At 41.7% G+C, this 23,378-nt stretch carries 12 protein-coding genes and 1 pseudogene; 6 read left to right on the top strand and 7 right to left on the bottom strand.

What is annotated here, in order from left to right; all coding sequences use genetic code 11:
• The 4 genes from WBM98_RS13990 to WBM98_RS14005 form a co-directional block, all read right to left on the bottom strand.
• Positions 1-1,432 (bottom strand): sugar porter family MFS transporter (locus WBM98_RS13990; protein WP_424366643.1); only part of this gene is annotated, 1,432 nt, incomplete at its 3' end.
• A gap of 40 nt (positions 1,433-1,472) precedes the next feature.
• On the bottom strand, positions 1,473-2,168 hold the full coding sequence (locus tag WBM98_RS13995) for an RraA family protein (RefSeq protein WP_424366644.1): 696 nt from the start codon (positions 2,166-2,168) through the stop codon (positions 1,473-1,475).
• A gap of 39 nt (positions 2,169-2,207) precedes the next feature.
• Positions 2,208-5,819, bottom strand: coding sequence for a glycosyl hydrolase-related protein (locus WBM98_RS14000; protein ID WP_424366645.1), 3,612 nt, complete (start codon positions 5,817-5,819; stop codon positions 2,208-2,210).
• A 110-nt stretch (positions 5,820-5,929) separates the two neighbouring features.
• Complete coding sequence (locus WBM98_RS14005) at positions 5,930-6,949, bottom strand: LacI family DNA-binding transcriptional regulator (protein WP_424366646.1); 1,020 nt, start codon at positions 6,947-6,949, stop codon at positions 5,930-5,932.
• A 284-nt stretch (positions 6,950-7,233) separates the two neighbouring features.
• Here WBM98_RS14005 and WBM98_RS14010 point away from each other — a divergent pair, with 284 nt between their 5' ends.
• Together WBM98_RS14010 and WBM98_RS14015 are read left to right on the top strand one after the other, a co-directional pair.
• Positions 7,234-10,572 (top strand): VCBS repeat-containing protein, encoded by a 3,339-nt coding sequence (locus WBM98_RS14010; RefSeq protein ID WP_424366647.1) that lies wholly within the window; start codon positions 7,234-7,236, stop codon positions 10,570-10,572.
• A gap of 77 nt (positions 10,573-10,649) precedes the next feature.
• Entirely contained in the window at positions 10,650-14,225 is a 3,576-nt protein-coding gene (locus WBM98_RS14015; RefSeq protein ID WP_424366648.1) for an FG-GAP-like repeat-containing protein, read from the top strand.
• Positions 14,226-14,282: 57 nt separating this feature from the next.
• Here the strand turns inward: WBM98_RS14015 and WBM98_RS14020 are convergent, their stop codons facing one another.
• The 3 genes from WBM98_RS14020 to WBM98_RS14030 form a co-directional block, all read right to left on the bottom strand.
• Complete coding sequence (locus WBM98_RS14020) at positions 14,283-15,425, bottom strand: saccharopine dehydrogenase family protein (protein WP_424366649.1); 1,143 nt, start codon at positions 15,423-15,425, stop codon at positions 14,283-14,285.
• A gap of 164 nt (positions 15,426-15,589) precedes the next feature.
• Positions 15,590-16,630, bottom strand: a complete 1,041-nt coding sequence (locus WBM98_RS14025) for a CaiB/BaiF CoA transferase family protein (RefSeq protein WP_424366650.1) — start codon at positions 16,628-16,630, stop codon at positions 15,590-15,592.
• Between the two features lie 150 nt (positions 16,631-16,780).
• The gene (locus tag WBM98_RS14030; RefSeq protein WP_424366651.1) at positions 16,781-16,933 is read right to left on the bottom strand and encodes a hypothetical protein; all 153 of its coding nucleotides are present in this window, start codon (positions 16,931-16,933) and stop codon (positions 16,781-16,783) included.
• Positions 16,934-17,848: 915 nt separating this feature from the next.
• Between WBM98_RS14030 and WBM98_RS14035 the strand changes: the two genes are divergently transcribed.
• The 4 genes and pseudogenes from WBM98_RS14035 to WBM98_RS14050 form a co-directional block, all read left to right on the top strand.
• Positions 17,849-19,237 carry a sulfatase gene (locus WBM98_RS14035; RefSeq protein WP_424366652.1) on the top strand — a complete coding sequence of 463 codons (1,389 nt, stop codon included), beginning with the start codon at positions 17,849-17,851 and terminating at the stop codon, positions 19,235-19,237.
• Between the two features lie 62 nt (positions 19,238-19,299).
• Positions 19,300-21,270, top strand: a complete 1,971-nt coding sequence (locus WBM98_RS14040) for a glycoside hydrolase family 127 protein (RefSeq protein WP_424366653.1) — start codon at positions 19,300-19,302, stop codon at positions 21,268-21,270.
• A gap of 42 nt (positions 21,271-21,312) precedes the next feature.
• On the top strand, positions 21,313-22,884 hold the full coding sequence (locus WBM98_RS14045) for an MFS transporter (protein WP_424366654.1): 1,572 nt from the start codon (positions 21,313-21,315) through the stop codon (positions 22,882-22,884).
• Positions 22,885-22,925: 41 nt separating this feature from the next.
• A pseudogene (locus WBM98_RS14050) lies at positions 22,926-23,378 on the top strand (glycoside hydrolase); the annotation flags it as partial.

Consider the following 23,378-nt stretch of genomic DNA (forward strand, 5'->3'; position numbering starts at 1 on the left):
CCCGCCAATATTTTTCGATTTGCTCCAATGTTTTTCCTTTGGTCTCCGGGACGAACTTCCAGATGAACCAAATGGCCGGAAGCGTCATTACGGCATATAGAAAAAAGGTGCCCGAAGGCATAATATTTTCAATAAGGATAGGATTGGTCAGCGTAATGAAAAAACCTGTGACCATAAGTGAAAAACTTCCGATAGCCACTGCCAATCCACGTACCCGTGTTTGGAAGATCTCACTGATAACGACCCATACAATGGGACCAAAGGAAAAGGCAAAACTTGCCACGTATAGCAGCAAGGGAATAATGACATATTGGGAGCCCATGGCGACTAATACCCCTACACCCGTTAAGGATAGGAATGCCCCGGTCACACCGATCAACAGCAGTTTTCTACGGCCAAATTTTTCAATGTTCAAAATGGCCACAAAGGTAAATGCGCTATTGACAACCCCAACCAAAACGGCCCCCAAAAAGGCACTTTCAACGCTTTTAACCGATTCATTGATAATGTTGGGGGCGAAATACATGATTGCCGCTATGCCGCTTAGATGTGCGAACATAGGTAGTAAAACACCGATCAACAGGGGAATACGCAAAAAGGGTTGTAACAATTCCTTAATACCCCCTGTTTCGAGCTTTGTCATTTTCTTTATTTCCTCCATTTCAGAGTTTGCGTATTCCAAGCCATTTATCTTCGCCATAATCCCCATGGCTTCCTCATGCCGATTTTTGGAAATCAGCCAACGCGGTGTTTCCGGTACGACTAGAAGCAATAAAAAGAATAAGAGCGCAATAGGTATTTCCGTAGCGAACATGCCCCTCCAGAGTTCTTCCACGAACAACCAATTCCAAAATCCGGTAGATTCACCAGAAATAACCCCTGCCCTATCCCCTGCTTGGTTCAATACGACCCAATCGATGAGAAACGCCAATAGAATACCCAGGGTGATGGAGAGTTGGTACAACGATACCATTTTGCCCCTGCTTTGGGGCAATGAAAGCTCCGATATATAGATAGGTGCCACCACCGAAGTAATCCCTACACCGATGCCACCGATTATTCGTACGACTATCAATAAATTAAAGGCCATGTCAACATCGGCGGTAAACCAGTGTGCATTATCCAAATCTCCTAAAAACTGGGGTGGAAGCATTGAACCCATAGCCGATAATGTGAGACAGATAGCCGCTAGGATAAGGGCTTTTTTCCGGCCTAAACTGTCTGTAATCATCCCTGCAATAATACAGCCGAAAATGGTTCCCAATAAGGCCGATGAGACGACCCAGCCCAACTCGGCCGCCGACAATTGAAAATGCTGCTCCAAAAAAGAATTACAACCTGAAATAATGGCCGTATCGTACCCAAAGAGAAAACCTCCGATCGTGGAAACAAAACTAATACCCAATAAATAATTCGCTTTTTTAGAACCCATAGGTTTTTTTTGGTTGGATGGTTTGTCTATACTAAACGTGTTACATGATCCCGAATTTATTGAACGCATCTACCGTACTCATACCTTCCTGCAGTGCCTTTTTCACCAATTGCTCTCCACGGGCTTTCTCAATAGCCCCTGCGAAAGCCTCATTAACAGCCGCTTTGGGCACAATCAACACCCCATCCAGATCGCCGTAGACCATATCCCCTGGGTTGATGCGAATACCATCGATCTCTATAGGAACCCTATAATCGATTACTTTTCCTCTAGGCCCTTGGTCTTGGGCATACCCACCAAATGAAAAAGTAGGGTAGTCAAGATGTAAAATCTCTTTGGTATCCCTTGAATACCCATTTACCACGGCTCCTGCCGCTCCTAATTTCATCGCGCGAGTACTCATCAATCCTCCCCAAAGGGCATATCTTGGTGATGACCCTGAACAGATGTAAACTTCGCCTTCTTTTAAACTGTCCAAAGCCTCGAACATGATTCCGAACGGCTTTTTCATTAACGGGTTATGGGAATTCTCGGTAATTTCATCAAAGACGTCGGCCTCAAGAACGGGCATTGCCCTTCCGATGACCACGAAATCATCGTTCAAGGGTTTAATGTTTGGGGGAAGAAACTGGTGTAGGTACCCCATTTTATCCAAAACATCCCCTACAAGTGCTACAAAAAGTTCCTTTTTAGCTATTTCGTATAGTTCGTTGTCATTTTTCCAAAGTGTCTTCATTCAGAAGTATTTATTGTTTATCAAGTCCGGTTCACTACATTATTTATCCACCTCCAAGCTAAAAGTTTCAATGGCATACTTACCCACTTTTAATTCAGGAGCTATGGATTTTGGGTCTTCTTCTATAATATTGGTTTGCTTGTATGAGGCAATATTGAAATAAGAGGAAACGTTCACCTTCTCCTCACTATCCTTTACATTGTACATTCTTGCGATGATATCTTCGGTATCCTCCGCTTTTTTTATAGCCGTTATAAAAACATTTTCAGTATCAATGGTAAAGAAGCTCAGCGATTCTGGTAAGAACGCATTTGTTGAAGTATCTGGGTAAGTAACCACATACAAAGGGTCATTTTTTTGCTTGGCGATCTTTTGTCCTTGAATACTTCCTGCTTTATTGGATGTCAGAATATTATGAAAATCATGATTCCCTGCCTGGGAATATTCGTTTCCTTCCCAATGGCAAGAGGTTCTGCTGGCCAGTAGTAAATTCTGTAAAACAGCTTTACCGGAACTATGTTCAGTAGGGTCGATCCAATCCGCAGCGGCAACCGAGGAACTAAGGGTTATTGAAATTTCATCATCCGTAGCCGAAATCCAATCCAAGATGGCCCTGGGGTGAACATCCTTACAAAGCGGGGTATAGCGTTCGCCGGCAGTCTTGATTTCGTCTTTACCGACCCGAACGCTGCCGAAAGGAACTTCATGGGCAATCTCAGCGTTATCCATATTTACCGGAAAGGCAGTTCTGAACTCCCGGTACAATTCCCCAGACCAATTGCGAAGACTGGTATCGAAATAAATCCGTTTTAAATCATGGTATAGGGTCACCTCTTGTCGCACAATCGCATGCAAAATGGGTTGTTCCAAACTGTACTTCGTATAGACCGGGCCATCTTCCAAAATCGACCATTGTGGATTGTGCAGGCTCACCTTGTCAAAATCTACCATGTCCGGTTGTTGCACGTCTCCAAATTCACCTGCCCCGTTTCCTATGGATTGTAGGGTAAAAACATCGCCTGCCTTGAAATTATCGGTCGAAAAGAGTTCTTTTTTAAACTCCTTATCGTACACCTGGGCAATTCCCCCTTTTTCGAAGTCCACTCTATAAAAAGGATTTTCATAGAGAGAAGTAGTTGCGGTTTTCGCCTTCATTAAAGAAGTACTTTTATCGTTTGTAACGTAGTAGGTAGCATAGCCTATAGAGGGAATGTTTTCTGCTATAAAAGTAAGCGCGGCACTTTTAAGGCTTCCGTCTTCGTAATAGGATTCATTGCTGGTTTGTACGGCCACTTTTTTCTTATCAGGACTAATAACGGCTATGTTTTTAAAAGCTCCCTTCGCAAAGTCCATGGTGGTGGTAACAGGATCTGTTCGTTCCCATGAAAGACTGTTGAACAAGACTATGGGAATACCCAGCTTTTCGTTCTTCTTGATCCTGCGGGAAATAAAATCAATACCTTGGTTCAATAGGTGCTGCCCCATTGTCCTTGATTTCACCAAGTTTTCTTTGAACAGGTTATCGGTAATATCGCCATCGTGACCTCCCCAGCCATGGTCGGGATAAATTTTAGCCCGCCAAGCTTCATCGAATTCAGCAAACGGATACTGCATTTTCTTGGGGTCGATGATATTGGCTATGGAAAGGAACTTCTCAGCGGCCGGAAGCAGTTTTGAAGCCTCCCGACTGGCCGTCAATGCAACATGATGGCCGGGACCATGAATGTAGACCCATACATTGGGGCGTTCGCCCATAATGGTATCTATTTGGGTCGCCTTTTTTTCTGCCAAAGGCATAAATTCATCCACCGTCATCAGCTCCATATTCGGAAGAAATACCTCTTTTTTATCTCCCTTTTCATCCTTTAGGGTATCGAAAGAATTCCAAGCTTCTATAAAATCAGAATAATCGATGGCGGGAAGCATATCCTGACTTGATAATAAGGGCGTTTGTATTTCACTCCCCTTAAAGTTATTTTCCCAATACAATACCTGCTCGGCACCGTATTTCATTTTACCGTTCAGGTCTCGGGACAGATACATTAAATCGTTACCATAGTGCCCTGGGGAGTAGGTGAAAACCGAACTGCCATCCGGACTTTTCCAATGGAACATTCCTTTGGCATGTCTGCTGATTACCATATAATCGACACCCGCTTTTTTAAGGATTTGCGGGGTTTGCAATGATTTTCCAGGCACGTCCACATTCCAATATACCTTGGCATCATACCCTCCGAAGGTCTTTTTCACCCATTTTTTACCTAAGTACAATTGGCGTACCTGGTCTTCGGAATCATACATATCTTCATAAGGGCAGTTATAGGTAGCACCCACGGAAATCAACTTTTTGTTCAATAGGGTGGTCAGCTGTTCTTTGGCTTCCGGATGTCTCCCCAAGTATTCCCACAACATCAATCCGTCTTCGATATCAAAACCGTAATCATCGCGAATAAAGGCATCTTTGAGGACAGGTTTCAACAAGAGCGTATCCCTAAGAATAATGCATACCTCAGGCCGGTCTACCCAGGCAATATCCTGATGGCTGGAATTCATGATGGAAACCAATCCGTTTTCATATTTCCTGTCAAAAAAGTCATCATAGGTCTCATAAAACTCGGGCTTGTATAGTTTGGCCAAAGATGCCAACCATCCGTTCTGATAACTTGTTTTGTGATGATAGAGATATTTACCTTCAATATCAGTCATGAGAAGGGTACCATCACCTTTCTCAAATTCAAGTGCGATTTCTTTCCCATCATAAACAATAGAGAAACTATTTTTGGGAGGGGAAATATTGAATGAAACCTTTGACAACTCTCCTTGTGCCTTAAAAACCTTAGGCGCACTTTTTTTGCCATCGCTAATAGCATAGACCTGTTTTCCATCAAAATGGGTTGGGGCATCGACATATAATACGCCGTTTTTCTCTTTGATCTCAAAGGCGGCTTCATCTGAAACCGATTTTTTGATGCGCTCGACCACATCCGTGGCCTTAAAGATCATGAGCCAACAATTGGAATTCTTTTTATGGCCCGTGATACCCACTTTGGCAGATTTTCCTTTTTCTAGGTAAGAAGAAGGAACCGTTAGGCGAAATACCCCTATTCCATCCCCGTTGGCGTCTCTTCGCACCAAAATATATTCGGCATTACCCTTACTTGGGTTATCGGTAATCGAAAGGCTGCCATCTTCATTTGAATTGAAGGTAAGCAGCGGTTTGTCATTCACCTGTATATCGAAAGACTCCCTCAAGTTAAGGTCTATATCGCTTAACATAAAAAAGGTCACGCTCTCCGATGCATAATTTTCGGGCACTTCCCCTGTAAGAAACTCAAACCCCATTTCACCCGTAGTGGCCCTAGCAATCATCGACACGTTAATGTCTTCCCTGACCGATGGGTATAAGAAAAATTCAGACCCCGAAAGCATTTCTTTGTAGCCTTCGATGTCATTTTTACCAATGCTGTATAAACGGTAATTCACATTCAGCTCCTGGATATGTCCGTTCCCAGGACCTTGGTGAAACGGAGCAGGTGTTGCCCAATTGGGCATTGGCTCATCCCAATGCGCATAGGCAGCGTTTAAAGCAAGGAACAATAAACAAATACTACAACCTATTGAAAGAGCGAGATAATTACTTTGATTTTTCATTGAATTACTTTTTACTAAATCGGTTTAGTTTTATATTAGATTCCCGCTTTCACGGGAATGACAAGTTCAACGGAAACCACGAGGCAGGGCCTCGCGGAATTCTTTTTGATTTACACACCACAAGATTTTCGCACCAAGAATTGGGTCTTCAAAATACGCTGATGTTCTATTTTTAAATCTTTCTTTTCAATATCATTGACCAAAATCCCAACCGCCAAGTTCCCGATTTCATCAACAGGTTGCTTACTAGCGGTAATCGGTGGCTCTACCAGATCGAACGCTCCGAGCTCGTCAAAGCTGATCATCGCAACTTCGTTAGGTACCTTTATGTGCAACGATCTAAGTTCCCTTAGCCCAGAAGCGGCCAGGTAATGCGTGGTGAACACAATGGCGTCGACACCCTTTGGCCCCTTGACCATATCTTTGATCGCTCCTTTCATGGTAGATTGGTATTCAAAGGGATCTAATTCCTTTATTATTTGGTCATCGATTTTGAGACCCCCTGCGATAAGGGCTGTTTCATAGCCCAAACGCCTTTGTTGCATGGCGTCCAATTCGCTTTTTATGCTGATCAATCCTATTTTTGTTCTTCCGTTTTTCAACAAATGTTGGGTCATATTTTGCGCACCTCCAAAATTATCCACAATAACATAGTTGGTCTTAATATCCGGATAATGTCTGTCTATTAATACAAATGGGAAATCAGCCTCTTTCAACTTTAAGATTTCTTCCTTGTTTTTTTGTGTGGAAGCAATGATCAGTCCATCGACCTGTCGGTTCAACATCGAGTAAATCAATTCCTTTTCTAGCGTTGGATTTTCATTTGAACTACTAAAAACAACGTTGTATCCAAATTCCTTCGCTTTGCGTTCAATATGATGTGCAATTCGAGCATAAAAAATATCCGAGATATTTGGCACGATCAATCCAATGGTCTCACTTTTGCCCAAACTCAAGCCCCTCGCCATTTGGTTGGGTCGATAATTATTCTTTTGGGCAAAATCCAAGATTCTTTTTTGAGTGTCCTGACTTATCTTGTTCTCATCGCCCCGATTGTTCAACACTAGGGAAACCGCTGTCTTCGACAGGTTCAACTCTTCTGCAATATCTTTTAAAAAAATCTTCTTCAAATTGACTAAACCGCTTTAGTTATGGTATCGAAAATACAATATTTTATAAAACAAAACAAAATTTTTATTGAAATTACTTTACCCCGACGTAAAATGTTTATAGAATCGTCTTCCTTACAATTTCTTTCGGACCAAGGTATTTGTATCCTAGCCTGTCTGTAAATCATTGTGGCCCTTTAAAGCGGTCCATAGATTTTCAGGAAATTTTAGAATTGCATAAATGGACTAAAATTAGCTAACTTTAATCCCGAAAATTCATGTATAAAATAGCTTTTAAAATGCGAATGAGAGTTTTGATTGGATTAAGTATTTGGGTTTTGGCAATGCTTTTTTTTGAAAATGCATATGCACAAACTGCGGACAAGTTATTTACGAAATTAGATCCTGCACAGACCAATATTCATTTTAATAATGAAGTAAAGGATACCCGTGAGCACAATATCCTAATATACTCCAATTTTTATGGGGGAGCAGGTGTCGGTGTCGGAGATATCAACAATGATGGGCTATTGGATTTGTTTTTTGCCGGGAACCAGGTTCCTGATAGACTGTATCTGAACAAGGGAAATATGGTCTTTGAGGATATTACCGACATGGCCGGAATCGAGGATAATGGGGGTTGGTCTTCCGGGGTGTTGTTGGGCGATGTCAATAATGATGGGTTCCAGGATATTTATGTAACACGTGAGTTGTACGATCATCAACCCGAAATCAGACGGAACAAACTGTATATCAATAATGGCGACAATACCTTTTCCGAAAAATCGAAAGCTTGGGGCGTCGATAACAGTGCACGTACTAGACATGCTACATACCTGGATTATGATAAAGATGGCGACCTTGACTTATTTCTTTTGAATCAACCACCGAATACCGGCGATTATTCCGATTTTAAAGGTACCGACCTCTCGCTTGAAAAATATGGGACCGTTTTTTACGAAAATCGAGGGACTGAATTTGTAGATGTTTCAAAAAAAACCGGACTGTTTAAAACGGGATTTCCAAATAGCGTTACTGCCAGCGATTTGAACAATGATGGGTGGACCGATCTATATGTAGCCAATGATTTCTGGGTTAAGGATTATATTTATATAAATAATGGGGATGGAACCTTTACCGATAAAGTGGACGAACTAGTCGGTCATATATCTTTCAGCAGTATGGGCGTTGATGCCGGGGATATCGATAATGATGGTAATTTGGATGTGATGGTCCTCGATATGGTTGCCGAGGATAATTTTCGGTTGAAGTCACATATGAGTGGTATGAATCCTAAGACCTTCTGGAAAGTGGTGAATGACGGCGGACACTATCAATACATGTTCAACGCCTTTCACTATAATAACGGCGATGCACAATTCAGTGATATTGCCCAACTTACCAATATGCCTTCTACCGATTGGAGCTGGTCTAATTTAATCGCGGATTTCGACAATGATGGGTGGAAAGATGTCTTTATTACAAATGGCTTATTATACGATATTCGCAATACCGATGCGGCCCGTGCTTTTTCCAAGCATATTGAAGCCAGTGTTTTTAAATATATTCAGGAAAATCCCACAATCGAGGATATCACCGTTTGGGATATTGTCGATATTAAAAAAACAATGGATATAAACCCATCCGTGAAACTATCGAATTATGCCTATAAAAATAACAAGGACCTAACCTTCGAAAAGAAAACAAAAGATTGGGGATTGGACGAAAAAACCTTTTCGAATGGATCGGCTTATGCAGATTTGGATAACGATGGTGATCTTGATTTGGTAATAAACAATGTTAATGATGTTGCCTTTATTTATAGAAATAATGCCGAACATAGGTCAAATTCCAATTATATACGCATAAAACCAATCGCAGATAAAGCTGGGGTTGCAGTACTTGGTACAAGAATTTGGGTCGAAACCGATGGACAAAAGCAAATGTTCGAAATTACCAGTGTGCGTGGTATGTACTCGACCAGCGAGCAGATTGCCCATTTTGGACTGTATGACAAAACCAAGGCAGATGCGATAACGGTCATATGGCCAGATGGAAATAAGAATATCCTAAAAAACGTAAAGGCCGGTCAGACCGTTGAAGTTAATTACAGCAAATCAAAAGCTATTGACGAACCAAGTTCAACGGAAGGGCATCTGCCCTATTTTACAAATGCCACCGAAGAAATAGGGTTGAATGTCAGGCATAGGGAAAATCAATTTGATGATTATGCAAAGCAGGAACTTCTACCGCACAAAATGTCGACCATGGGGCCTGCCCTTGCCGTAGGCGATGTAAACGGCGATGGTTTGGATGATTTCTATATAGGAGGCGCCGCAAGGGAAGAAGGCAGGATTTTTATCCAAAATGAATCGGGAAGTTTTGTACCGCTAGCCTCCCCAAGCATTGTCGATGACAAACGAAGTGAAGATGTCGGTGCGGTCTTATTTGATGCTGATGGCGACAACGATTTGGATTTATATGTGGTGAGCGGTGGCAATGAATTTATGAAAGATGCCGTGGAATATAAAGACAGACTCTATCTAAATAATGGCACAGGGATTTTCAGTCATGCCGACCAAGCCCTCCCAGACCTCTATTCAAGCGGTTCAAAAGTATATCCCCACGATCTTGATGGTGACGGGGATTTAGACCTTTTTGTTGCGGCAAGGCAGATACCATGGTCGTATCCTGAACCCGCTTCAAGTGCGATATTATTGAATGAGAATGGAAAATTCAGGGATGTCACGAATACTATGGCAAAAGATCTCATTGAGATTGGAATGGTCAATGATGCCAGCTGGACCGATTTTGACGGGGATGGAAAAAAAGACCTTGTTTTGGTAGGGGAATGGATGCAGGTCGTACTGCTGAAATATGACAACGGACAATTTATAAACGCCACACAGGGTTCTGACTTGGAAAATAGTACAGGATGGTGGTTCAGTATCGAATCAAGGGACATGGACCATGATGGAGATCAAGATTTTATAGTAGGAAACCTCGGTTTGAACTATAAATACAAAGCTACCGAGAACGAACCCTTTGAAGTATATTATGCTGATTTCGACAATAATGGAGCGAAGGATGTCGTACTCTCTTACTATAATTTTGGTACCAAATATCCCCTAAGGGGTTATTCATGCTCTTCATCCCAAGTACCGGCCATTAAGGAAAAATTCAAAAAATATGAACTTTTTGCTGCTGCCGACGTCTTTGAGGTCTATGGAAAAAGAAGTTTGGAGCGTGCCTTGCATTATGAGGCAAAGACCTTTGCAAGTGCGTACATTGAAAACCTGGGAAATGGAAAATTCAGCATGCACCGTCTACCAATGAAGGCACAATTCTCTTCGATCAACGATATTCTGATCAATGACTATAATACCGATGGTAATTTGGATATCCTAATCGCAGGCAACCTTTATAATGCGGAAATAGAAACAGCACGGAACGATGCGGGAAAAGGGTTGTTGATGCTTGGTGATGGAAAAGGTGAATTTGAGGCAATACCAAAAAATAGTAGTGGTTTTTTCGCCCCTTATAATGTAAAAGTCATGCAAGAAATAAAGATCAAAGGTGAGCCACATATCATGATAGGGTGTAATGATGATAGGGTTCAGATAATAAAGGTTGAGCGCAATTAATGCACTCTTGACCAGATAGAATAGCATTATCAATCAATGTCCCAAAGTTGGAAACATCCTTATTTTAAATGTACGATATGAATTCAAAGCTTCGTTACCTCATAGTATCCCTTATGGTGGTATTGAGTTTAAATTGTAGAAACAACACTACTAAAGAACCTTCCACTTCCGAGGAACAAGAGGAAGTTATTGGAACGGATGATGACCAAATAAAGAACAATAAAAAACTTAGTGCCCGGGCATTGGGATTGGCCTATCTCGAAGAAAACAAACTCGAAGAAGCTGCGGTTCAATTTAAAATATTGATCGAAATGGCTCCTGAGGAACCCATCGGATACACCAACTTGGGAATTGTGTACTTACGCATGGGAAAATACCAAGACGCAGAAACCCAACTGCTAAAAGCAAAGGAATTAGCGCCCGATGATCCCGATATTCGTTTGAATCTATCAAAGGTTTATGAAATGACCTCTGAAAACGAAAAGTCGGTGGAAGAGCTCAAGGAATCCATAGCGATCTCACCAGACCATATCCAATCGTTGTACAGTTTAGCACAAACCTACAGCGGGTCATCAGATAAAAACTCCATGAAGGAATGGGAGCGGTATTTGAACAAAATTGTCAAGGCCTCCCCGACCAACATCGTCTCGAAATTATACCTCACCGAGCTTTTATTGAAAAAGGAAGATCAAGATGGTGCCCTTAAACAGCTTGAAGAGATCGCACAGATATTCCCTGATTTTCCCGTAGAGGCCAAGGAATATTATGATCTGACCCTAGAACAATTGCACAGTAATAACGTAAAGGAAAGTTTGACCACTTTTTTGGTGTTTCATAATTTTTTAAAACTCACCAGTGGCTATCAACAGGGAATCAAGGAGTTAAAAGGCAACTCAGGAATCAATGTTGGCCACCCAGTACTGAGTTTCAGTAAATCAACGGCTGCAGCCATGAATACCGATGGGTCCATTTTAGAGTCCATTCGGTTTCAAGATGTGACCGCTTCTGCCTTTTTGGAGACAACCTCCCAAGACCCGAAATACGCCAATGTGGCCGTTGGCGATATTGATAGTGATGGGGATACCGATGTCTTTTATTCCTCCAATGGAACACACTACCTCTTTAAGAATGAATTTGGGAGCTATGAGAATATTATCAACGCTACCGATATTGTAATTGATGGGAAGGTGCAGTTTTCTACGTTGGCCGATTTCGATAATGATGGACACCTTGATATATTGGTTTTAAAAGAAAAAGGGCTACAACTTTTCAAGAATGTGAGTGAGGGAAAATTCAAGGATGTTAGCCGTACTGCGATTGCAGCCCATAATGAGATCAGCGCCACAACAGGTCTATATTTGGATTTTGATCATGATGGGGATTTGGATTTGTTCCTCGGAGGGAAAAGTGATCTGGTGTATAGAAATAATGGAAACGGGACTTTTAAAGATGTAACTGCCGAGATGGGTTTTGGGGAAAATAGTGCTGTAAGTAGGGATGCCGATTTAGGGGATTTTGATGATGATGGGGACATCGATTTGTTTGTGACGCGGGAAGACGGTAATAACATATTGTATTCCAACTTGAGACGAGGAAGATTCAGTGACGTCACCACCGAAGCGGGTATTAACGCCCTATCGAGTTCAGGGGCTTCTGCCGTTGGGGATTATAACAATGATGGGTTTCTTGATATTCTCATTGCCCCATTGGATGACTCAGACCCCAAGCTTTTCAAAAACAAGAACAATGGGTCATTTACAGAAGACAAAGCCTCCGCCAAGGCCTTTAGTACCCTACAATTGAAGAAGATCACCGACGTAACCTTTTTGGACTTTGACAATGATGGACATCTTGATGTATTGGTTGTCGGTGAGCCCATAACGCCGGGGCAGCGAGGTATTTACTTGATGCATAACAATGGACGCGGCTATTTTACGAATAAAAGCGATGTATTGGCAAAAGGTTTTGTAACGGCAAAGGAAGTCGCACTCGGGGATTATAATTCTGATGGGGATTTGGATTTGTATATGGTGGCCCTTGACGGAAAATTAAGACTTTTAAGAAATGATGGTGGTAATGGCAATCATTTTCTGCAAATGAAATTGGTAGGATTAAAGGCAGGGAGCGCCAAGAACAATCACTTTGGGATAGGCGCCAAAATTGAGGTAAGGGCCGGTGACTTATATCAGATGCAGGTGGTGACCTCCCCAGATATTCATTTTGGCATGGGTGACCGAACAAAGGCTGATGTTGTGCGCATTCTTTGGACCAATGGGGTGCCTCAGAATATTTTTAGCCCAGGGAGCGATGAAGATTTGATCGAAGCACAGGAACTCAAGGGAAGTTGTCCTTTTTTATATACTTGGAATGGCACCGAATATGTTTTTGTGAAAGATATGATGTGGCGCAGTGCCCTAGGGATGCCCTTAGGGATTATGGGAGGCAAAGAGACCTTGGCATTTGCCGATGCATCTCAGGAATACCTGAAAATTCCAGGAGAAATGCTTCATGATAAAAACGGTGCCTATACGCTTCAAATAACGGAAGAGCTTTGGGAGACCATTTATTGCGATGAAATTAAGTTGCTTGCCGTGGATCATCCGAAAGAAAGCGCTATTTATGTAGATGAAAAATTCTCAGCCCCGCCCTTCCCGGACTTGAAGGTCTATACCGTCAAAAACCATCGAACACCAATAGCCGCATGGGATGGGAAGGGAAATGACCTGCTCGGATTTATACGCAAAAAGGACAATCAATACATTTCGAACTTCCAACGGGAAAAATACCAAGGCATAACCGAAATGAAGGAGCTGATTCTTGATTTGGGCGATGTGCAGGATACAGAGAACCTTCATTTATTCATGAATGGTTGGATTTTCCCTACGGATGCCAGTATCAATACGGCCCTATCACAATCTGAGGCCTTAGCGATAGAACAACCTTCCCTTGCCGTTATCAACGCCCAAGGGGAATGGGAAGAAGTAATCCCCAATATCGGGTTTCCTAGTGGTAAGAATAAAACAGTGATCATCGATCTCTCCGATATATTCCTATCGGCAGACCGCAAGGTGAAAATCAGCACGAATATGGAGATTTACTGGGATTACATTTTCTCGGCCCAGGCTGGGAATACGGAGGAAGTTATAATCACAAAAAACAATCCCGAACAGGCCGATTATCATTATAGGGGGTTTTCAAATCAATTTAGAAAAGGAGGACGATATGGTCCGCATTGGGTTGATTATTACGAAGTGTCCACAGGTCAAAAGTGGCGCGACCTTACGGGCACCTATACCCGATATGGCGATGTCACCGAATTGCTTCAAGAAGCGGATGACATGTATATCATTGCCAATGCGGGCGATGAGACAACGATCAGCTTTGACGCCGATAAATTCCCAAAACTGAAGGACGGATGGAAACGTGACTTTTTGATCTATAGTGTCGGATGGGTAAAGGACGGTGACCTGAATACGGTAACAGGGCAGACAGTGACGCCACTACCCTTCCATGGAATGGGCACGTATCCCTATGGGAAAAATGAGCATTATCCCACGTCAAAACAGCATCTTGAGTATCAAAAGAAATACAATACCAGAAAAGTAGGGACTTCTTCTTTTAGGTCATTAGTATCAAAAAGGGAATCCGAATAGCTCAAAAAAATCACCAGTTTTAATCAATAGTCCAATTCAATGATTAATTAATACATATCACACTTTTCCATAAACCGGTTCGATGAAATTCCCATTTAAAAATTGCTTGGGATCTATTTGGCTTTGCAGTACAACCCCACTATAAGGTGATTCGAGCAATAGTTGAGCAGACTGAAGCAAAGGTGTTGCCGTGGCCATTTGAATAGCGCGCAATTGACGTCTTCCCACAGTTTGTGGTTGTATTCGTTTGGCAATCTCTCGCCTGTGTAAAGTGCCTTTTGTATCCTTACCTTCCACAGCTGCGTACAAAATGATCTTGTCGTCTTCGACGTGTGGAATCGAGGCTTCCATTTTGTGCTGTAAGGTGGAGATATCTTCAAGCGTATTTCCCAAACCGACAAGTTGTTCTTCTACCCAGGCATAATGACCAGGATACCGCAAGGTCTTGTAGTCGAGGAAACCCACCTTTTTAGCTAAGGCATCCGGCAGGTCGGCTGCACCTCCGGAAGTTAGGTCCTCTTCGTAGGCAATGCCATTGATAATTATCAGGGCTCTTTCTGACAATGAAGGAAGTCTTGTTTTTTTAAAATTCCGAAGCACTTCGGTATCTTTTAGGTATTCGGTAGCAACCCCGACAGGACTCCAGGTGAATCCATAATAATGTGGGGCTACAGCATGGTCTGTCAGGGCACCTACTTTAAACTCCAACTTATCCACTGTGTTCACTTCAAAATCGCTACAGAACTGTTGGAAAAGTAGGTTGGCGAGGATATTGATGTAGCCGGGTGCGAGACCCGTTTGAAGCATGAAACCAGTTGAAGCATCCTTTGCCAATGCCATAATTTCAGTGGTTTCTGCGACATACTCGGTCAGGTTTGCATAGTGCAGGTGAAAGTCTTTGGCAAGCTTGGCTATTTTTGGTGCCAAGCTACCAGGAAGACAATCCAGGACAATATCACCTTGGCCCAGGATTTCTTTCATTTCTGCCGTGATTCCTTTCTCAGGAAGATGAAATGCGATTATAGAACAGGGTTTGGTTGTACCCTCCTCAATCCACCTGGCCACCTTTAGTGCTTTTGAAAATGTTCGGTTTCCAATAAAAATGGTAGGCGGCACTGGACTCCATTCCATAAGGAGCAGACCAGCTGCTTCGGCAATACCGCCAGCCCCTGCAATTATGATATTAAAGTGCTTATCCATTCCAAAAATATTTAATTATTATCGCGTTTGTTTTTGGGTACTCCTACGGTTTTCTACCTCACTTCTTAAACCGGCTTTTTTATAGAACTATGGATATGGCCAAAAAAAACGAGTTGAATGTTACCACCACATATGTTAAGTAATGTGTTTTTTATGTTTCATTTTTAAACTAAAGCGGTTTTTACTTTTATAGCTTCCAATCCTTCAATATTTTCGCTTATGAGCATATTTTTAGATTTTTCATCTTGAAATACTTCTTTCATATTTTTGACAACTCCATAAGGTATGTTACTTCTTTTTAACGTAGCGCTCCAATAATTTGCTGTTCCCGTTTTAAAACAATCACCGATCATTCTGTTTAATGTCTTTCTTTGCATTAGTCGTTGTTCGTTGGTTTCAAAACCAGCAATAGGCAGCAGCAAAAGACCACATAGTTTTTCAAATTGTTTATCTGTACCTACAGCTAATACAAGAAATTTATTGTCTTTGGTTAGGTATAAGTCTCCGTATGGAGCAATATTAGGGTGCTGCGACCCCATAGCCTCTGGTATATGGCCAGCCATTAACCAATTTGTAGCTTGATTTGCTAGTGAAGCCAAAGCACTATTGTACAGTGAAATTTCAATATGTTTTCCTTTTCCTGTTTTTAACTTATTGATTATTGCGCAAAGAATAGCCTCTTTCAGATGATGGCTTGCAAGAATATCAATTAAGGCTACAGGCATTTTTACCGGATTACCATTGGGCTCGCCATTCATATACATAAAACCAGTTTCAGCTTGTAAAACTACATCGAAAGCGGGTCTTGAATCATCCGCTCCAAAGCCAGTAAGTTCTGCATATATGATTGTTTCATTGTACTTTTTTAAATGGTCATAATCCAATCTTAATTTTTTTGCGGAGTCTGGTTTAAAATTTGAAATAACAATATCAGCTTCTTTTATGTGCACGATTAAGGTTTGGTAATCAGATGCATTTGTTAGATCTAGTAGTAGTACTTGTTTTGAATAATTAGCTGCACTATAATATGCCGAAGCAGTCGCATTTTTATCCTCCGAAGGAAGTTTCCATGTTCGGGTTATATCGCCATTGGTACGTTTATTTTCAATCTTTATGACTTCAGCACCTAATTCTGAGAAAAAAGAACCGGTAAGCGGACCGGCCAACACACTTGCTAATTCTACTATTTTAAGGTCTTTAAACATTTTACCTACCATCTTATTCAATCTTGAACATCTGTGATTTTATATTTGTCAGATAACTTTTAATGTTGGTACAAAAGGTATTTTAATCATAAGATGCAGCTAGTTCGTAAAAATGAATTTCGTGCATCTTGCGCAACCCAAACAAAGGACTTAAAGAACCATTCTATATTCCTTTTCCTTTCCTTGGATTTTCCAATGGGCCTCTATCATCTCTTCATTGATATTTTGCCCTACCGTGTTGATATAACAACCGTCTGACCAAAATTGCCCTCCCCACCGCACATCCTTGACATCTGGATGCAATCCAAAAACCTTTCTTACAGTTATACTTTATATGGCCTGTGCCATCTGTTTTTGGGAAAATCATCGGCATGCTCCGAACTAAAAAAATGCATATGATCTTCCAAAGCCTATCTCAATAAGAAATATATCATATCGAAATTCTATTTCCTTACAAACACAAACTCAACTTTCCCCTACATCTTCTTCTAAATCCGTAGATGGCAACTAAAAGTATTTATTGTTTTCATCACTTATAAAGATACCTTTATTTCGCCCTCATTCAGTCATTTTAACAAATCGGTCGACACTTTTGCAGTTTTAAATTTATTATCCGAATTGTTGACGTTTTTATCTGGAATAAATGATTTGCTTTGATATCCTTAAAAACGCAAAAACCTGTTAATCATACGCTTAACAGGTCATTGGTATAGATTGATACTACAGATTGTCGGGATGGCAGGATTCGAACCTCTACACTATTCATTTAATAACCAAAACGTTACAATCAAATTTTCAAAATAGGTAACCGAATAGGTCGACCTGAAAGACTTTTTGACGTTTTCGTATATTAAAAATAAGAAAAGAATGCCAAAACAGTTTAAATAGAGTTGAATTTAAAAAAATTTCAATCCAGAGGGATTATCCTAATAAACTGATTTACCGAAAAATTGGCAAAAAGCAAGAACCATCATCTTCTTATATAGAAAATTAAAATAATTTAATTACAGCATAGGCACACTCCAAATACATATATTTTTAACCCAATATCGCATATTATTTAATAGAAAGGATAAAATAGAGTTTGTTTGGGATAAATTTTGCAGATATTCCCACGTAATAAATTATCATTTTTGTTAGTAAATCATGTCGCAAGCACCAACTTTCTATAAATTAAGGCTTTATTGGACGGACGCATTCAAATCAAATCATTCAAAAATGAAAAACATCATCTTAATTACGGTTGCCCTGATTTTCCAGCAACTTTTGATTGCTCAAAAAAAACCGAATATTGTTTTATTCTTTGCCGACGATGCCGGGTATGCCGATTTTGGTTTCCAAGGGAGTACGGTAATGAAAACCCCTAACTTGGATAAATTGTCCCAACAAAGTGTCAAATTCACGCAAGCTTATGTCTCCCACCCTACCTGTGGACCTTCTAGGGCAGGACTCATGACCGGGAAATCCCAATACAGATTTGGGTATGAAGAGAATAATGTCCCTGGCTTTATGAGCGCCGTTTCTGCGGCCGATGGCATTGAAATGGGCCTTCCGGTTGAGGAAGTCACCATGGCAGAGTACCTAAAAGAACAAGGTTATACCACGGCCATTTACGGTAAATGGCACTTAGGGGGTGCCGATAGGTTTCATCCTACAAAACGCGGATTTGATGAATTCTATGGATTCCGTGGTGGTGCCCGTAGTTACTTCGAATACATCGAAACCCCAGAAGATCCCCAAAACAAATTGGAACGTGGGTTTGGCAATTTCAAGGAACACAAAGGATATCTAACCGATGTTTTGGCGGAAGAGGCAGCTACTTTTATAGATAGAAGTGCCAAAGCCGATAAGCCGTTTTTCGCATTTATTTCATTTAATGCCGTACATACGCCAATGGACGCCAAACCAGAAGATTTGGCACAATTTCCCGAACTTACAGGAGAACGTAAAACCGTGGCTGCAATGACCTTGGCGATGGATAGGGCCATTGGAACGGTTATGGATAAACTAAAGGCTTTGGGGATCGATGACAACACCATCGTGGTTTTTACCAACGACAATGGTGGCCCGTCAGACAAAAATGCCTCGAGCAACCTACCGCTTAGTGGTACAAAATCAACCCATTTGGAAGGAGGTATTCGAGTGCCATTTCTAATGAAATACCCAGGTAAGTTGAAACCAAATACTACCTACGATTACCCCATTAGTACATTAGATCTGTTACCTACCTTTTTTGCTGCGACTGGTGGCGACACCAAAAATTTGAAAGATATTGATGGTGTAGACTTAGTTCCATACATCAACGGAACAATAAAGGAACGACCGCATGAAATCCTTTTTTGGAAGCGCGATGCACGGGCAGCCATGCGAAAAGGGGATTGGAAATTGATTCGTTTTCCAGATCGCCCTGCCATGCTTTTTTATCTACCGGATGATGTATCCGAGTTAAATGACCTATCAGCCAAAGAACCTGCGCGCTATAAAGAAATGTACAAGGAACTCTTTGCCTGGGAAGCAACGTTGGAACGGCCAAGGTGGTTGCTTAAAAAGCAATATGAGGAACAGGATATTAAACGCATGGACGACTACTGGCCCATAAAGAATTAGGATTAAATGGTTACTATAAAGTACCGAATATAAAAAATGAAATGTAGACCAAAACCTGAACTATGATCGAAAACAATGCACGTGGCATCATCAACAACACCAATAGTCCATACGTAATATTCAAAAGTATTGACATTGGGGATTGCCAATGGACAAATGGTTTTTGGGCCGAAAAATGGAAACAGGCGGAAAAGGTGATGGTCCCCTATATGGGCAATTTATTAAAAGGCGATGTAGGTCATGCGTTGAACAACTTTAAAATTGCGGCAGGTCTAAAAGAAGGGGAACATCAAGGTGAATGGTGGCACGATGGGGATTTTTATAAATGGATGGAAGCCAGTGTGTATATCTATGCCGTTAACAAAGATCAGAACATCGTCAATGATCTGGATACGATCATTGAAATCATCGGCAAGGCACAATTGGAAAACGGGTATCTCTCCACCCCTATAATCATCAATAAAGACCTTAAACCATTTTCGAATAGAAAATATCATGAGCTATACAACAGTGGGCATTTATTGACCAGTGCCTGTATTCACCATAGGGTAACGGGCAAGACCAATTTTCTGGATATAGCCATCAAACATGCCAATTACCTTTATGCCCTTTTTGTGCCCATTAAGGACCATTTAAAACGGTTTGGTTTCAATCAGACCCAAATTATGGGATTGGTGGAATTGTACAGGACCACAAACGATAAAAAATACCTTGAATTGGCCGAACAATTCATCAACCTTCGTGGATCATACGACATCGTGGATGATGATACCACTGAAGGGTATCCTATCGGGGACATGGTACAGGAAAGGGTTCCGCTTCGGGAAGAAACCGAAGCTGTGGGTCACGCTGTACTTGCTCTTTATTATTATGCCGGCGCTGCGGATGTATATGCCGAAACCGGGGAGAAGGCCTTGATAGATGCCCTCGACCGACTTTGGAACGATGTTACCCATAAAAAGATGTATGTCACTGGGGCTATAGGACAAACCCACTATGGTCGATCGCCGCGGTTGGATAAAATCGAGGAAGGTTTTATCGATGCATATATGATGCCGAATATGACGGCCTACAATGAAACCTGTGCGAATATCTGTAATTCAATGTTCAATTATCGCATGTTGTCATTGACGGGTGATGCCAAGCATGGAGACGTTATGGAATTGGTAATGCATAATAGCGGACTTTCAGGTATCGGCATTGAGGGTAAGGATTACTACTATTCAAACCCCTTGCGAAAAATAGAAGGAGCGTTGGATTATGATAATATGAATGTTGAATTTTCGGAAAGACAGCCCTATCTACACTGTTTTTGCTGCCCTCCCAACTTGGTGCGAACAGTTGCGAAATCCCCTGCATGGGCCTACAGTAAAATCGAAAATGGCATTGCTGTAAATCTTTATGGCGGGAACAAGTTGGCAACCACATTGGTGGATGGTACCTCCATAAAACTTTCACAGGAAAGTGATTATCCTTGGAATGGGGTTGTTGAGATCACCATCGAAGAGGCCAAATCAGAACCTTTCGAGATGTTATTACGAATCCCCGCTTGGGCGAAAGGAAGTACCTTGAAAGTAAACGGACAAAACGTGAACGATGTAGTTCCCGGAAAATACGCGCGATTAAAACGTCAATGGGCTGTCAATGATGTCATTGCCTTGGATATGCCCATGGAGACGAAATTCATTGAAGGGCACCCTAGAATTGAGGAAGTTCGTAACCAGGTAGCCGTAAAAAGGGGACCCATTGTTTATGCCTTAGAATCTCCAGACTTACCTAAAGGCACTGCAATTACCGATGTTTACATAGCGAGCAACAAAGAATTAAAGCCCGTGCATAAACCAGGTTTCTTAGGTGGGATAACCACCATTGAGACCGATGTACTCATTCGCAAGGATCACCTAACCGGCATGTACAATGAAGTAAGCAAACCTACTATGGAAACCTACCATACCCAATTGATACCCTATTTTACATGGAGCAATCGAGGACAAGGGGAAATGACCGTTTTCATGCCCATCATTTGGGATTGATATTTTAGATAAAGAACCAAGAATAACCAAACAAAAAAAAACATGGCCAACTATAAAAAGAATGCATACAAATACGCAACGATTGTGGCCATGGGCGGCTTTGTTTTCGGTCTCGATGCTGCTTTGATCTCGGGTACGATAAACTTCATCACCGAGGAATTTTCCCTCACCGAATTAGAATTGGGTACCGCTGTAAGTGCTCCTGCCTGGGGTGTTTTATTGGCTTTGATATTTGTGGGATATGCCGTCAATAAAATTGGGCGAAAAAAAGCCCTTCAAATATCCGCAGCCGTTTATTTGATTTCGGCCTTAGGTTCGGCATTCGCGCCTAATTACTGGACCCTTGTAGCGGCTCGCTTTTTAGGCGGGTTAGCCTTTAGTTCCATCTCAATGGCATCGATGTATATTGGTGAAATCGCTCCACCGAAATGGCGGGGCAAATTAGTAACCATGATCCAAATCAACATCGTGGTCGGATTATCGGCAGCCTATTTTTTGAATTATCTTATTCAAGGTTTGGCAAATTCAGGAGCCGAATGGGTAAGTGCATTGGGTATCGACACCAACACATGGCGCTGGATGCTGGGTTCTGAAATTCTATTTGCCCTTGTCTGGTTCGGTCTGTTATTCCTTATCCCGAGAAGTCCGGCCTGGTTGGCATTTAAGGGAAGAATTGAGGAAGCGAAAAATACCTTGCGCAAGGTCGTTTCGGAAACTGAGGTTACAAGGCTGATTTCCGAAATGCAGGAAACTATGCGTGCAGGAGGCTCTGACCATTCTACATGGGCACAACTCAAAGAAATTTTTAGCAAACCCATGCGCATCACCTTTATAATTGCCATGACCTTGGCCATAGCACAGCAATCCACGGGAATCAATGCCATCCTTTTTTATGCACCGACTGTTTTTGAACAATTGGGCATGGGTACCGACGCCGCATTTGCCCAAGCCGTATGGATTGGTGTCATCAGCGTAATATTTACCATTCTAGGACTATTGGCGGTCGATAAATTGGGCCGGCGCCCCATGATCATTGGTGGTATGGTTTGGATTATCATCAGTCTGGGCATTTGCTTTTACGGCTTCAATAATGCAACCTATTCCATCTCCGAAGAAAGCGTCACCGAATTGAACGAAATACCGGACGTGGAACGACTGAACGTTCTTGTGGGAAAATCCTATGGAAGTGATATCGAATTCAAGGAAGCCCTTTCAAAAACCTTGGGCGCAACGGATTCGAAAGCGTATTCCAGTGCCTTATTACAAAAAGCGGCCAATATCGACGGTATTTTGATTCTCATCGGCATATTGAGTTTTATTGCCGCTTTTCAGTCAACCATCGGGCCTGTGATGTGGGTGCTTTTTTCCGAGATTTTTCCGATATCGAATCGGGGTATTGCCATTCCCTTCTTTACGTTGGTCACCAGTATGACCAGTTCAATGATCCAAACCTTTTTCCCATGGCAATTGGAGAATTTAGGTATAAGTTCCACGCTGCTCTTTTATGCCAGTACAGTGGCCGTCGGACTCGTCATACTTTTTATCTATTTGAAGGAAACCAAAAACATGACCATTGAAGAAGTACAATTGGTATTGGCACCAAAAAAAAAGTAGCTCTAAGACCTACGAACCAAAACGAAGTAAAAAACATACGTATGAATAAGACATCAACAAAAGTATATACCTTGGTTTTCACCTTGGCTTCCTTATTGGCCTCTTGTGTTTCTGCCCAAAAATCAGGATTATATCCGACCTCTGACCCTGACAATAAAGGCGGATGGGTATTAAATGAGGCCGTTAGCGACGAATTTGAAGGGGACGTACTTGACCCAGCCAAATGGTTCATTGAAGGGCAAAATGGGGATTATTACATTTGGAAAGGTCGGGCACCTTCTCAATTTGTACCACACAATGTGCGTGTTGAAAATGGCAAACTAAAACTCAGGACCGCATGGGAACCCGAATATGAATTTATTCAGGAAACCTATACGGATGGTAACATGGGTGCTGCTAAGTATGGAGAATACAAAGGTGAACCTATGCCCGTAACCACTGCGGGTGTGATTACCAAAAAACGATTTTTAAATGGGTATATGGAAGTGAAGTCC

The sequence above is a fragment of the Maribacter sp. genome (assembly GCF_049667165.1).
Lineage (GTDB): Bacteria > Bacteroidota > Bacteroidia > Flavobacteriales > Flavobacteriaceae > Maribacter_A.

What these genes read in the sequence shown, in the direction of transcription:
- WBM98_RS14020 (WP_424366649.1), bottom strand. Translation starts at nt 15,425, where the DNA reads ATGGATAAGCACTTTAATATCATAATTGCAGGGGCTGGCGGTATTGCC.
- WBM98_RS14010 (WP_424366647.1), top strand. Translation starts at nt 7,234, where the DNA reads ATGAGAGTTTTGATTGGATTAAGTATTTGGGTTTTGGCAATGCTTTTT.
- WBM98_RS14000 (WP_424366645.1), bottom strand. Translation starts at nt 5,819, where the DNA reads ATGAAAAATCAAAGTAATTATCTCGCTCTTTCAATAGGTTGTAGTATT.
- WBM98_RS14040 (WP_424366653.1), top strand. Translation starts at nt 19,300, where the DNA reads ATGATCGAAAACAATGCACGTGGCATCATCAACAACACCAATAGTCCA.
- WBM98_RS14045 (WP_424366654.1), top strand. Translation starts at nt 21,313, where the DNA reads ATGGCCAACTATAAAAAGAATGCATACAAATACGCAACGATTGTGGCC.
- WBM98_RS14035 (WP_424366652.1), top strand. Translation starts at nt 17,849, where the DNA reads ATGAAAAACATCATCTTAATTACGGTTGCCCTGATTTTCCAGCAACTT.
- WBM98_RS14015 (WP_424366648.1), top strand. Translation starts at nt 10,650, where the DNA reads ATGAATTCAAAGCTTCGTTACCTCATAGTATCCCTTATGGTGGTATTG.
- WBM98_RS14025 (WP_424366650.1), bottom strand. Translation starts at nt 16,630, where the DNA reads ATGTTTAAAGACCTTAAAATAGTAGAATTAGCAAGTGTGTTGGCCGGT.
- WBM98_RS13995 (WP_424366644.1), bottom strand. Translation starts at nt 2,168, where the DNA reads ATGAAGACACTTTGGAAAAATGACAACGAACTATACGAAATAGCTAAA.